This is a genomic window from Mesotoga sp. UBA6090 (assembly GCF_002435945.1).
GTDB lineage: Bacteria > Thermotogota > Thermotogae > Petrotogales > Kosmotogaceae > Mesotoga.
Genome location: NZ_DIXC01000057.1, coordinates 1 through 13,171, shown reverse-complemented (window position 1 = coordinate 13,171; position 13,171 = coordinate 1). Strand labels below are relative to the sequence as shown.

13 protein-coding genes are annotated in these 13,171 nt (G+C 46.9%); 12 read left to right on the top strand and 1 reads right to left on the bottom strand.

The window, feature by feature from the left end:
- Positions 1-113: 113 nt before the first annotated feature.
- The 10 genes from B3K42_RS08660 (at position 114) to B3K42_RS08615 (ending at position 10,478) form a co-directional block, all read left to right on the top strand.
- Positions 114-1,328: a family 1 glycosylhydrolase gene (locus tag B3K42_RS08660; RefSeq protein ID WP_292598303.1), complete on the top strand. Its 1,215-nt coding sequence runs from the start codon at positions 114-116 to the stop codon at positions 1,326-1,328.
- A 49-nt stretch (positions 1,329-1,377) separates the two neighbouring features.
- Positions 1,378-3,831 (top strand): glycoside hydrolase family 2 protein, encoded by a 2,454-nt coding sequence (locus B3K42_RS08655; protein ID WP_110991165.1) that lies wholly within the window; start codon positions 1,378-1,380, stop codon positions 3,829-3,831.
- Between the two features lie 199 nt (positions 3,832-4,030).
- Positions 4,031-4,405 carry a DUF2089 domain-containing protein gene (locus B3K42_RS08650; RefSeq protein WP_110991166.1) on the top strand — a complete coding sequence of 125 codons (375 nt, stop codon included), beginning with the start codon at positions 4,031-4,033 and terminating at the stop codon, positions 4,403-4,405.
- Positions 4,406-4,415: 10 nt separating this feature from the next.
- Entirely contained in the window at positions 4,416-4,778 is a 363-nt protein-coding gene (locus tag B3K42_RS08645) for an SHOCT-like domain-containing protein (protein WP_110991167.1), read from the top strand.
- Between the two features lie 6 nt (positions 4,779-4,784).
- A complete protein-coding gene (locus B3K42_RS08640; RefSeq protein WP_110991168.1) occupies positions 4,785-5,888 on the top strand; it encodes a DUF4097 family beta strand repeat-containing protein in 1,104 nt (367 codons plus the stop codon).
- 2 nt (positions 5,889-5,890) lie between these two features.
- On the top strand, positions 5,891-6,856 hold the full coding sequence (locus B3K42_RS08635; protein ID WP_110991169.1) for a hypothetical protein: 966 nt from the start codon (positions 5,891-5,893) through the stop codon (positions 6,854-6,856).
- A 225-nt stretch (positions 6,857-7,081) separates the two neighbouring features.
- Positions 7,082-8,347, top strand: a complete 1,266-nt coding sequence (locus B3K42_RS08630; protein ID WP_181419134.1) for a nicotinate phosphoribosyltransferase — start codon at positions 7,082-7,084, stop codon at positions 8,345-8,347.
- 2 nt (positions 8,348-8,349) lie between these two features.
- The gene (pdxS, locus tag B3K42_RS08625; RefSeq protein WP_110991171.1) at positions 8,350-9,228 is read left to right on the top strand and encodes a pyridoxal 5'-phosphate synthase lyase subunit PdxS; all 879 of its coding nucleotides are present in this window, start codon (positions 8,350-8,352) and stop codon (positions 9,226-9,228) included.
- Positions 9,229-9,231: 3 nt separating this feature from the next.
- Entirely contained in the window at positions 9,232-9,834 is a 603-nt protein-coding gene (gene pdxT / locus B3K42_RS08620; RefSeq protein WP_110991172.1) for a pyridoxal 5'-phosphate synthase glutaminase subunit PdxT, read from the top strand.
- Positions 9,822-10,478 carry a class II glutamine amidotransferase gene (locus tag B3K42_RS08615; RefSeq protein WP_110991173.1) on the top strand — a complete coding sequence of 219 codons (657 nt, stop codon included), beginning with the start codon at positions 9,822-9,824 and terminating at the stop codon, positions 10,476-10,478. Before pdxT ends, B3K42_RS08615 begins: the two co-directional genes overlap by 13 nt.
- Positions 10,479-10,671: 193 nt before the next feature.
- Here B3K42_RS08615 and B3K42_RS08610 read toward each other — a convergent pair whose 3' ends face one another.
- A complete protein-coding gene (locus B3K42_RS08610) occupies positions 10,672-10,929 on the bottom strand; it encodes a hypothetical protein (RefSeq protein ID WP_258367473.1) in 258 nt (85 codons plus the stop codon).
- A gap of 308 nt (positions 10,930-11,237) precedes the next feature.
- Here B3K42_RS08610 and B3K42_RS08605 point away from each other — a divergent pair, with 308 nt between their 5' ends.
- Both B3K42_RS08605 and B3K42_RS08600 read left to right on the top strand, forming a co-directional pair.
- Positions 11,238-12,257, top strand: a complete 1,020-nt coding sequence (locus B3K42_RS08605) for a nucleoside phosphorylase (RefSeq protein WP_258367476.1) — start codon at positions 11,238-11,240, stop codon at positions 12,255-12,257.
- 57 nt (positions 12,258-12,314) lie between these two features.
- The gene (locus tag B3K42_RS08600; RefSeq protein WP_110991174.1) at positions 12,315-12,920 is read left to right on the top strand and encodes a GNAT family N-acetyltransferase; all 606 of its coding nucleotides are present in this window, start codon (positions 12,315-12,317) and stop codon (positions 12,918-12,920) included.
- Positions 12,921-13,171: the final 251 nt, after the last annotated feature.

The following is a 13,171-nucleotide window of genomic DNA, read 5'->3' as shown; positions in this document are numbered from 1 at the left end:
TTTTTTGAGTTTAAGAAAGAAAAAGACAGAATCTCTCACATTAGAGTGTATTAAACATTGCAATGTATACGGCTAAAAACAGAAGATTATCATTAGCGAGTCGGGTGAGTATGATGAAAAAGGACTTCATGTGGATAGCGGGAATTGAAGACACATTTGTGACTAAGACGGATAGGACTTCGGCCAGATCGCTGGATGAGTACGAACTCACACAACATTACTCGAACTGGGAAAAAGATCTGGAGATTATCGCAGATACGGGGTTCAAGTATGTTAGGTATGGAATTCCCTGGTATACGGTGAATCCCGAAAAAGGGAGATTTGATTTCTCATGGACCGACAGAGTCTTTGATTTCATGGGTGAGAGGGGCCTTATCCCGATAGTAGACTTCATTCACTACGGTACACCCCACTGGATGGACAATGGTTTTCTCAACAGCTGTTTTCCGGATTACATGGCTGATTATGAGTTGGAGGTTCTTGAAAGGTATAAGAAGTCAATTGATCTCTTCACCCCCATGAATGAACCATTCATTACCCAGGAATTCTGCGGCCGCCTGTCACTCTGGCCTCCTTATTTGAGTGGAGACGACGGATTTGTAAAACTGCTCATCTCGACGGCAAAAGGGATAATGAAATCAGTCTCGTCCATAAAGAGAGAACTACCGGACAAATACGCCCTTCACGTTGAAGCGTCGGGCATCTTCTTTTCGGCCGATCGAGAACTGCAAGAGGAAGTGAAGAAGGTGAATGAAATGAGATATTTGACCTATGATCTTATACAGGGGAAGGTAGATACTAAGCATTGTCTTTTCGATTACCTGTACAGTAACGGAGTTGGAAGTGAAGATCTCGACTGGTTCACAGAAAACAAAATAACAGTCGACGGATTCGGGGTCAATTACTATCCACAACTGAGTGTCTTCAAAGTCTCGAAAGAAATGGGGAAGGTACGAACTACACCATTTTATGGTGGGACAGATTATCTCGAGAAACTGATTTTAAGTTATCACGAGAGATACGGTGGTCCGATATTCCTTACGGAAACAAGCATAAACGGAGAGCCAGATCATCAGATTCTCTGGTGGAGAGAGTCGCTCACACTCGTAGAAAATCTGACAGATAGAGGGATAGACCTGAGAGGATACACGTGGTTTCCCGCAATAGATCTGATAAACTGGGATTATCGTTACGGATCCGAGCCTGTGGAGAAGTATGTAGAAACCATGGGTTTCGTCAATCTCAAGATGGACCCCTCCAGGCAGTTCAGGAGATCTACAGGAGAACTTGCAGCTGTCATGAGGAACGACTTGCGAGGCGAAGAATAGTATTCTCGAAGATTATTTATGGCAGACATTAGAAAGCGGGTAATGAAATATGAGAAGAAGGAAAGATCTTGGCGGGAATTGGTTGTTCGAAATTCTTGAAAATGAACCAGATGATGTTAGCGAAATTGTGCCGACAAAGACTATTGAGATCCCCGGGTGTGTTGAGAGCAAGTATCCCGAAGTCACATCCTCTCAGAGATATATGTATTTCGAAAGGGAATTTGAATATGAAGGGAATTCGGACTGCAGTACGATACTAATGTTTGGAGCAATAGACTATCTTTGCAGAGTCTTTCTGAACGGTTCCGAGTTGGGCAGCCATCGGGGAGGGTACCTGCCTTTTGAATTCGACATATCCAGAGTACTGTCATCGCGCAATAAACTCCAGGTTCTTGTCTTCGATCCCATAGACGATAGGAAGATTGACTTCAGACGTATTCCTCACGGAAAGCAGAATGGAGATCCAAACTGGTACACGAATATCTCGGGCATCTGGCAAGGAGTGTGGATAGAAGAAAGACCCCCGGTCCACGTAAGTGGGCTGAGAGTTGACACATCGTATCTCAAGAGGAGCCTGGAGGTCGCGTTCACCACAAATGAAGAATTCGATCGAGCATGCATAGAGGTATTCGACAAATCAAACCGGCTTCTGGCGTCAGAGATAAGCGGGGACAAGAGTATTTCGCTTAGCCTTCCCAGCTGCCTTCCCTGGTCTCCTGAAACTCCCAATCTCTACAGACTTGTAATTACTGTTGAAGCAGTGAAGAGCAGAGATGTCATCGAGAGGAGGGTTGGGTTCAGAGACTTCGTAGCCGAAAACGGGAAGCTCTTTCTGAATGGCCGCGACTTCTACATGAAAGCGGTTCTCGATCAAGATTTCTATCCCGAAACCCTTTACACGATCCCTTCAGAGCATTTTTTAAGGGAGAGTTTTGTAAAACTGAAGGGAATCGGTATCAACACGATCAGGCATCATGTGAAGGTTCCTGATCCCAAATATATGGATATTGCAGATGAGGTTGGTTTGATCGTCTGGCAGGATGCGCCGCACTTTGATCTCTTTTCTGATGAGGGAAGCGAAGAGCTTCTGGAATTAATCGACGGTGCCGTGAGAAGAGATTCTCACCACCCATCGCTTTGTCTCTATTCGATTATCAACGAGTCCTGGGGAATAGATCAGACAGATCCACATCAGGCGAAATGGCTAATCGAAGCGTATGAGAGATTCAAGGATAGGTTCCCAGGTATCGTCTGGATAGACAACTCTGCCTGTATGGGAAACTACCATATGAAGAGCGATCTGAACGACTACCACTTTTACGTAAGCTCCATCGACAGACAGGATCAATGGAATTCGTCTATCGAACTTTACTCGGAAAACCCCGAGAGCTTCTACATCGGAGAATTCAAAGATAATGCAGAAGGAAGGCCCCTTGTCGTTTCTGAATTTGGGAACTGGTCGTTGCCACCCGAAATCTGGCTGCGAAAGAAAGAAAAACCATACTGGTTCAATCATATATTTAATGATGTCCCTATGACGAAACCGGAAGGGGCTTTAAAGAGATTCAACAATAGCGAGATATCGAAGGAATACAGTTATCGAGAGCTTTTCGAAATCTCCGTTGAAAACCAGGAGGAAAACCTAAATATTGAAATCGACAAGATGAGACTTCATGAGAATATAAGGGGATTCGTCATAACGGAACTGAGCGACGTCTTCTGGGAATGCAACGGTCTCCTTGACTTCGATAGAAACTTCAAGGTCAATCCGGAAAGAATGCGAGCAATTCTAGACAACGACCTTTTCGTTGCTCTTCTGGATGAAGAAGAATTATGGATTGGAGAAGAGGCAATCCTCAGAATCTTTCTCCTAAGGGATATTAAGAGAGAAACGCTCAGGATAAAGATTGGAGAAGAGATCCAAGAGAAGCCAGTATCTGGGGAGAAGGGCGACACGGTAAGAGTATCTCTGGAGACGGACAGGTTCAGCGAGGGGCTGCTTAAGATTGAAGTTTCGCTAGATAAGTGTATTGCAACGCTCCACGCTGTTCTTTCCCGCAAAGAGATTGCCGAGATCACGATCATCAGTAATCCTCATTTCAGACTACAGAAACCGATTGACAGAAAATCGGTTGTTGTGCTGGACAAACCGGGCGCTTCCTTTGAACACAAAGGATACAAAGCGTCAACTGTTGCGAAGGATGATTTGCTCTCGGGCGACTGGATAACGGGAATCTTCTGGAACTCGAAACAGCTCTTCGACGTATTTCCCGGTGGATTATTCAGGAGATGTCATCGCAGTCTAATAGAAGATAGGCCAATGATAAGCAGCTTGGGCTACAGCAGAAGGCTTTCCGGTGTTGTCTATGGATGGCTCACCGATTTCTACGGTTATATCGATATGGTAGATGATTCAATCTACCTATCCACTCTCCATCTCGACCCCAAAAGACCGCTGGCAAATCTGTTACTTAGACGCCTTTCAGATCTTCATTCCATCTAAAGCCTCTCCGAATGAGGAAAAACGAGAACGTAGCCTCCGTCTACCGAAAATTCACAACTAAAAAGATTGGTTCTTAGTGCAATAAATTGATGTGGACCTAAATATATTTAAGGTTACATTTGACTTTTCGAGTTGGAAGTTGTATAATGAACATAGTCGAAGACGATATTTGTTCAACTTATGTTTTGGAGGTGGACCGATGAAATACTCATTAAGCAACTGTCCCGTCTGTGGGGGGAAAATGACAATCACAGAGTACAAGTGCGATAGTTGTGGAACAACGATTAGGGGAAGATTTGAGCTTGACGATATCATGAAGCTGTCTGCCGAGCAGCTCGATTACCTGAAGACTTTCATAAAGAATCGAGGCAACCTTTCTGAGGTTCAGAAGGAGCTGGACATTTCCTATCCTACAGCCAGAAATAGACTCGAGGATATTGTGAGAGCAATGGGATACCAGGTTGTCGACAAAGACAGAGAAGAGGCTTCCAGAATTCTCGAGAAACTTGAATCTGGGGAACTGCAGCCCGACGAAGCTCTTGAGATGCTAAGAAGAGTTAGAAAAAAGAAGTAGGTGGTTTTATATGGATAGAGAAGAAGTCTTGAAGATCTTGAAGCTTATAGCCGACGGCAAGATCTCTCCTGAGCAAGGAAGGGATCTTCTTGAAGAATTTATCGAATCATATGCAGAAGAAAGATCTGGAAGGAAGTTTATCATAGAGGTTGTGGATAACTTCACCGGAAAAGTGGAAGCGAATATTAAGCTACCCGTTAGGTTGGCAAGGTTTGTAGGAAACTTCGTGAAAGAAAAGGACGCGAATTTTAGAATCGGTGGCAGAGTAGTTGATTACAATCTGAAGGAAGTGCTTGACGAGGTAATCAAGACTAGAGAGTCGGTTGAAATAGAAACCGAGGACAAGAGAGTAACGATAAAGGTAGAGGAATGAGGGGGTATGGTCGTGGAGAAAAAGTTTGAATTCGAAAGCGCCGGTATTGAAATCTTGAAGGTTACCTCAGCTAGCGCGGATCTTCAGATCGACCTTGTTGAAGAAGGAAACGTGGTCGCATTTGTTGAAGTGGATTCGAATGATTATGTTCCTGAAGCCGAAAGGTCAGGAAAGAAGCTTACGATAAGATTCCAGAAGGGTACTAGCATCAATATTCCTTTTATAAAAAATCTATATGACGGTGGGGCCGATGTAAAGAGCATAAGGCTTCTTGTCCCGAAGAACATTCAAGAGCTCGATGCAAACAACGCTTCCGGTGATGTCAATATCACAGACTTCGATCTGAGGAGTCTGAAGATAAACAACGTTAGCGGTGACGTGAAGATTGAGAACTGTTCAATGAATGAGTTTAGCTTAAGTACGGTAAGTGGAGATCTGACTTTTGTTGCATCGAATTACCGAAGAGGCAAATTCGGATCAGTATCGGGTGATCTGAGCATTAAAGGAATTCCTCCGATGGAAAGAGACACGAGTGTGTCAACGGTGAGCGGGGATGCAATAATCTCATATTCAGGTGAACCCAGGTTCGATGCGACGATTTCCTCGGTTAGTGGGGATGTTTCCTCTGACATGGGACTGGTGAAGGTCGACAAGAAGCACTATAGATATGGAAATGGCGAACCACAGGAGTATCTTAAGATGAGCAGCGTATCTGGTGATCTCCTAATAAGTGCCAAGTACAGAGGAGCGCCCGCAAAAGAGGTCAAGGTCGAATCTTCTCCTGCTTCTTCAGAAGAGAAGAGGTCCGACCGAGCCGCTGTGGTTGAAGAGAATCTCCAGGATCAGGAGACTAAGAAGATACTGAGACTTTTCAAGGAAGGCAAGCTGACAAAGGAGTACGCCCTGGAGATGTTAGGAGTTCTAGGCTATTCTGAGAAGGAAATAGAAGAGATGCTCGAAGTTGATGAAGAGCTGAAGAAGCTTAAGGACTCCATAGATGTAGTGATGAAGGAGGAAGATACAGAAAGCAAAGAGCTTCAGGAGTCTCCGGAGAAAGTTGATACTCCTGAAGAACCTAAATTGACCAGAGAAAAGAAAGAAGGTGATTAGCAATGAAATTTGGAGCACTTTTCGCGATTTTTCTGGGGATATTGATCATTCTGTCGGTTACTCACATAATTCCTAGCTTTGCTTTCGCAATAGAGATTTTCTTTGCCATTGTATTCCTCTACCAGGGATTTAAGATATTCATAAGATTCAAGGCGGAATATATGGGCAGTCTCATCTTCGGTGCGATTCTTGTCACCGACCTTTTGATTGGGTGGAATGTTATCAAGGGCTTCAGGGGCTGGGGCTTCTGGGAGCTCATAGTGGCCATGATTGGATCGTATATCGTTGGTTGGGGCATAGTTACCCTTTTCAGAAAAAGCTTTAAGCTAGGAAAAACACAAAGCTCCACGAGACAGGTCCTAAACATCTCGAGACCGAAGGAGTTTGATGAGCTCGAAATAGAACTCGAGGCAAACCTAACAAAGGTACTAATGATGGACAACACTTCAAACGGTATCGACGCAAATGTAAGTTTCGATAAGCTGAGTTTCAATGGAGATCTGAAATACGATATGGATAAGGCTAAAGGCGTTTTGAAGGCGAAGTGCAAGGCAAAATCCGGGGTTTCAAGTGTTATGTCCAAATCAAGAATGAACCTTGAGATCAACGCTGAGCCCATTCTCAGGGTTGAGGCTACACTTGATGGAGCTGATACAGTTCTTGACTTTTCGAGTCTCAATCTAGATAGGGCTACAATTAAGACCTCATTGTCCAGGCTGTCAATAATCCCTTCTGAACGGCGTGACTCAATAATCGATATTGACTGCGAAGTTACTTCCCTGAACATCAGGGCACCAAAAGATGTTGGACTTAGTATTGTTCATGAAGGGGAGTTGAACTGGAGTAACTTCAACAATCTTATGGAGAGAGAAAAGGGATACGTCTCGACCAATATCGACAGGGCCGTGACTACCTGCCAGATCAACGTAAAGTCAGATATGTCGAAGATCTCTATCGACTGGATATAGAAGAATCATCTTCTCTGCCGGCCTTGCGGCCGGTTTGTTTTTTGGACCGGTCCGTTTGGCAAAGATCAGCCGGGTTCAAGAGTCGAAAGTCGTCTATTATTATATAATCGGATACCGGATACGTTTTTTCCGGAATTTTTGCTCGCGAATCAGGGTATAGGAAGGGGGCGCTCCGTGGACAAGTGCAGAATCGACCCGAGGGTTTTCAAAGTACCGATTGACAAGATGAGAGCCGGCTACTATTCTGACAAATACTTCACGAGACTCGTCGAAGTCCTCAAGAAGGCAGAAAAGAAGTCAAGGGTGCTATACCAGCTCTTCCCGAGGAGAGACGCGACAATAGTGGGAATTGACGAAGCGCTTGCCATTCTTCGCTTTGGGACCGGTTATTACTCGAATGAAGGAGAGGCGAAGAGGCTCTTCGAAGAGGTACTCGAGATTGAGAAGGAGGTCAACCACGCAGCCTGGGAGATGGACCGTCGGGCACTGGTGGAACTGACCGCTCGAAAATGGGATCTTAAGATGAAGCTTAATGATCTCTGGATCGACAAGTGGTCCGAACTGGAAGTTCGCGCTCTATATGACGGTGATGAAGCAAAGGATATGGAACCGGTAATGACTATAGAAGGCGATCCCAGATATTTCTCTTATCTGGAAACAATATTGCTGGGTGTTATAGCGAGAGCTTCTTCAACTGCGACTGCCGTCAAGTCCGTCGTGAAGGCCGCTAGAGGCAAGGAGATACTCTTCTTCAGCGCGAGATTCGACCATTTCTGGACTCAGGCAACAGACGGATACGCGGCGCTCAAGGCCGGTGCCTTCGGCGTTTCTACCGACGCGAACGCCGACTACTGGGGAGTTGAGAGTATGGGGACGATACCCCACGCGCTTATTGCAGTGTATAACGGAGATACGGCCGAGGCCGCCATGGAGTTCGATCGTTACATAGACGGTGGAGTCAATCGAATAATTTTGGTAGATTGGGACAACGATGTGATCGGAACGACGGTCGATTGCGTTGCCCGCACGTACAAAGCCGAGACCGGTGAGGACTTCACACCTGGCAAGACCGATCCTTCGGTTGTTATAGGACCGGGAAAGGGAAAGATATGGGGCGTGAGATTCGATACTTCTGGCATTTTGAGAGACGTTTCGGTCGTCCCGAAGGACGCTTCCTCACTGGGAGTCTGTCCCGAACTTGTCTGGAGGGCTAGAAGGGAATTCGACCGGTGCGGAATGAATGATTTAAAGATAGTCGTCTCGGGCGGTTTCACGGCGGAGAAGATAGATCTCTTTGAAAAGCTGAATGTCCCCGCGGATGTTTACGGAGTCGGTTCGTCTCTACTGAAGAACAAGCTGGACTTCACGGCAGATATCGTGGAGGTCGAAGGAAGGCCCTGCGCAAAAGTCGGAAGAGGGAAGAGAGAGACTCCGAGATTGGAAAAAGTAGCGAGTAACTATTGGAACAACGATAAAGAGGAGAGGTGTTGAAAATGGAAGCAAAGGGAACCTGGACAGTAAAAAAAGGGTTCGCTGAAATGTTCAAGAACGGCGTAATCATGGACGTCACGAATCCCGAGCAGGCAAAGATAGCTCAGGATGCCGGAGCCACGGCAGTAATGGCTCTTGAAAGAGTACCGGCGGATATCCGAAAAGAGGGCGGAGTAGCCCGAATGGCGAAAATCGGTCTCATCAAAGAGATCATGGAATCTGTTACGGTCCCTGTAATGGCCAAAGCCAGAATTGGCCACATCGCCGAAGCGAAGATCCTCGAAGCTATTGGCGTTGACTTCATCGACGAATCGGAGGTTCTTACACCTGCAGATGACAAATATCACATAGACAAGAGAATATTCACCGTCCCCTTCGTTTGTGGAGCGAGAAATCTCGGAGAAGCAGTCAGAAGAATCGCCGAGGGCGCCGCGATGATCAGAACAAAGGGAGAGGCCGGTACGGGCAATATTGTCGAGGCAGTCAAGCACATGAGAACCGTCAACGAAGAAGTGAGAAAGGTCCAGATGATGAACGATGCCGAACTCGTCCACTACGGAAAGGAAATCGGTGCGCCTGTCGAGATTCTCAGCCAGGTAAGAGAGCTCGGAAGGCTTCCCGTCGTCAATTTCGCCGCCGGCGGAGTGGCTACACCGGCCGATGCGGCTCTCATGATGATGCTCGGCTGCGACGGAGTCTTCGTAGGTTCGGGAATCTTCAAGTCAAAGGATCCCGCAAGAATGGCCAAGGCGATCGTCGAAGCGGTTTTGCATTATGACAATCCCGAAGCTCTGGCGGAGATCTCCGAGAACGTAGGAGATGCAATGGACGGCCTCGAGATCGAGACTCTTGAAGTTCGAATGGAAGAAAGAGGCTGGTAAGAGTTGAAGATCGGGGTTCTTGGAATTCAAGGCGCTATACAGGAACATCTATCGATTCTCAGAAAGGCAGGAGTGGAACCGTCCTGGGTGAAAGACCGGAAGGAGATCGACTCGGTCGATGCGCTGGTAATGCCGGGTGGAGAGTCGACCACCATGATCAAGCTCTTGAAGAGATTCGAAATGTGGGAAGCCCTCAGGAATAGGATAGAAGGTGGAATGCCAGTCCTGGCGACCTGCGCGGGCATGATCCTCCTGTCGAGGAAGATTGAGAACGTCGTCAATCAGGACTCTCTTGGCGTTCTAGACATTAGCGTCAAGAGAAACGGTTACGGCAGGCAGATCAACAGCTTCGAGGTCGATCTACAGATTGACGAGATCGGCCCCGAACCATTCAGGGCAGTATTCATAAGAGCTCCAAAGATCGAATCGATCGGTGGCGAAGTTAGAGTCCTTACATGCTACGACGGATCGCCGGTTCTCGTTCGCCAGGGAAACGTGCTGGCAGCCTCCTTCCATCCCGAACTTACTGGAGATCTGAGAATTCACCGGTACTTTCTAAAGATGGCCGAAGCGGCTGGAAAGAGGATTGAAAAATGTGCAGAATGATCGCCTTCAAGGCAGATAAGAACATAGATACGAACTGGATTTTAGACATTCTAAAGGGTATCTCTGAGAAAGGCATTTCCAGTCCTCACAGTGACGGCTGGGGCTATGCCCTTCGTGGCGAAGCGAGAGAAACCTACAACAGTTTTAGTGCGATCTTTGACAGCGACAAGAGGCTTCCTCCAAGCAGGGTCGGGATAATTCATTCTCGAAAGGTATCGAAGGGATACACCGTCAATCTCGAACACGTCCATCCCTTCTATGCCACAGTCAAGGGGAGAAACTACGCCTTCTGTCACAACGGTACGATATACGACTTCGCGAGCGATGAAGGAACGACGGATACCCAGAGATATCTCGAGCTTCTGGTCAGTAATCTCGAAATATACGAAACGAAGAGAGCCCTGGAAATAACAGCGGCCTTTGTGGCGGAGAACTACCGCTACACGTTGATCAACGCGCTTCTCACTGACTATGAAAACATCTGGGCGATAAGGCAGAACGCAGAGAAAAACGACACGGAGCACGCCCTATTTCTTTACGAGATGGACGGGGTTAGGATAGTCTCTAGCGAACCCGTCGAGAAATTCGGCGATCTCCCCGGAAACTCTATCGAGATAAAAAACGGCGAAACGTTAGTTCTTTAGTAAGACCTAATAAGATTACGGATTCAAGAAAAGAACCGCCACGATGGCCGGTTTTTCTATAGTCATAGTTATTATTACTTCAGCTGGAATCCTATGCTTAAGTCGATGGTCGCAAGTCTGTTGTCCGTGAAGCCATCGGGGCTGTCGGAGTTTTCGGAAGTGCTCTTAGCGGTTCCCCCTATGAAACGTACATTTAATAGGTTTCGAGATAATCCGTTAGAAGCAGGCCGGCTCTCAAAGAAGCGTCCAGCACCGATCCCTCGAAGTCAAAGTCAGCTTCGTTAATGAACCTGCTGGAGGCGTAGAAACGGTAGATGTCTGTTGCTAGGTAAGCCTTTTCGTTCAGCCAGTACTCGCCCTTCACCTTGATAATCGGAACGCGACCGACATTCTTGTTATCGACGAATTTCGTTCCGTCGAGAGACTCGAAGTAGATATCTGCATTTCTCAACTGAAGGGACAAGCCGAGGGTGAGATAGCTGTTGCCCTTTCTCAAGACGTCGTAAGTGTAGCTGACCCTCTAGAACGGGAAGCCGTAGTTCAAGAGGATTCCGCTTCCGGCGGGGAAGGTGACTCCGTCGACTATCAGGTCGCTCTTAAGCTGAACCTTAGACTGAACCGGAGTGGCTGATACAGAAAGTAAACAGTGTGTTTGCCGATACTCAACCCGGCGGTGTACCTTTGATATAGGAAGAGAATATTCTGTCCGCCGTCTTTCTCATAATTCAGAACAGTTCCCGTCTGACCGAACTGAATTGTGTGGAAGATCACTCCCGTAAATCCGATCTCGTAGTCGAGCTCGAATTTGAACCTGTTTTCGGGATTGTTCACATCGCTGCCGATAAAATAACTGTGATAAGAAGAACCACTATCAGAGCCAACCTTGTCTTCACGATTTCACCTCAGTTCATACTGATTACAATAATAAAGCTTTCGGTTACAAAAGTGTCAGGTACTTTGGGGATTGTCGATCTCTTCTTTGCTGCTAAAATTGTCGTAAAGGGGGCATATATGGAGAAGCGTTTACCTATTCTGGAACATGATTATGAAAGACCGGCCGTTATCGAACCGACGAAGGTCATCTCTTCGATCACCGAGATGTCCGAAAGAGCGGTTATTCTCTTCTATCAGGGTGTGATAGAGAGTCTCTTGAAGAAGGGTCTTCTGAAGAAGATCAGTGACAGGAGAAGCGAGGTCGGACTGTATCCCGTCTATGAGATAGAGTACAAAGCGGTCAAAGTCGCGATCTTGAATCCCGGACTTGGAGCGCCGTCGGCGGCAGGCTTTTATGAGGAGCTCATCGCCCTTGGAGTTAGAAAGACAATAGCCTGCGGCTCATGTGGAGTACTGAAGAGGGAGATTCCGAGGGGAGAGATCATAGTCGTTCAGTCTGCCATTAGAGACGAGGGAACCTCGTATCATTACCTGGAGCCTTCCCACGAAATCACTGTAGACGCAGAGGTGTTAGAGAAGATAGAGGCCGCATTGGAAGCTTCATCGATTCCATATATCAAGGGAAAGACCTGGACAACCGACGCCTTCTACAGGGAGACGAAGAAGATAGTCAAGGAGAGAATCGACGAGGGTTGTATTACCGTCGAGATGGAGGCTTCCGCCCTCATGGCCGTCTCAAAGTTCCGAGATGTCGTCTTTGGACAGCTGCTTTCCTCGGGAGACGACGTTAGCGGCGAAGAGTGGGACAGAAGATTCCATCCTGAGTCCGCCAGTCACAAGGAGCGTGTCTTCTGGGCGGCGATCGAGTGCTGCCTGAGAATATAGGTCTATTGCCAGTCAAGCCCTTTGCTGCGCATAGTGGCAAGCTGAAAGGGTGATAGCATGTTCGAACCGATCGGAATTTCTGCAAGAGAACACTCAAGTGCGATAGAAATCTTAACCGAAGCATTTGCCGATGACCCGATGGTCAAATACGTAGTTAACGAAAAGAGAAGGGAACTCGTAAGGAAAATCTACGGAGTCATGTTCAAGGCCTATTGTGGTAACGGAAATGCCTATTTCGATTCACCCGATATGAACGGAATGATTCTTTGGATTGATTCTGAAGAAGATCCCGACCTTGGAGCATGGATCAGGAGCGGAGCCCTGAAGATGCTGATATTTCCAGCAAGGTCACTTAATCGTCTTATGAAGCTCGGCAGGGTAGTATCGAAGGTTCACAAAGAATGCATACAAGAACACCATCTTCATCTGATCTTCATTGCGGTTTCGCTCGCTTCTCAGAGAAAGGGTATTGGCAGACAGCTTTTGAACCTTCTTACGCGTGAAGCAGACTCCAGAGGACTTCAGTGTTATCTGGAAACCCAGAATCCGTCAAATTTAGCCTTCTACGAATCCTTTGGATTCTCCGTCGTAAAGGAAATCGAAATCTCGCCCGAGCTGAGATCTTGGAGCATGGTAAGGCCGGGACCGCTTCAAGAGCCATAGACGCGGGCTCTGGGGTGTAAGGTCTAGGGTCTGGCAAGAGCGTTAGAAGACATCATTGGTCATCAGTCTCAAACCATTAACCCGCCCATAGGAAACTGTTAGTTTCACTTAATAGGTTTTAAGTCCTCCCTTGAGGGAGGATGGGCCACGCAGGACCGTTCTCTCGTGACAGACTCTATTTTTTACATTAAGTTAACTTAGGATCTGGATACTAGGTGATTGTTCCTCGTTCCAGTGTGCCAAGAAGGCGA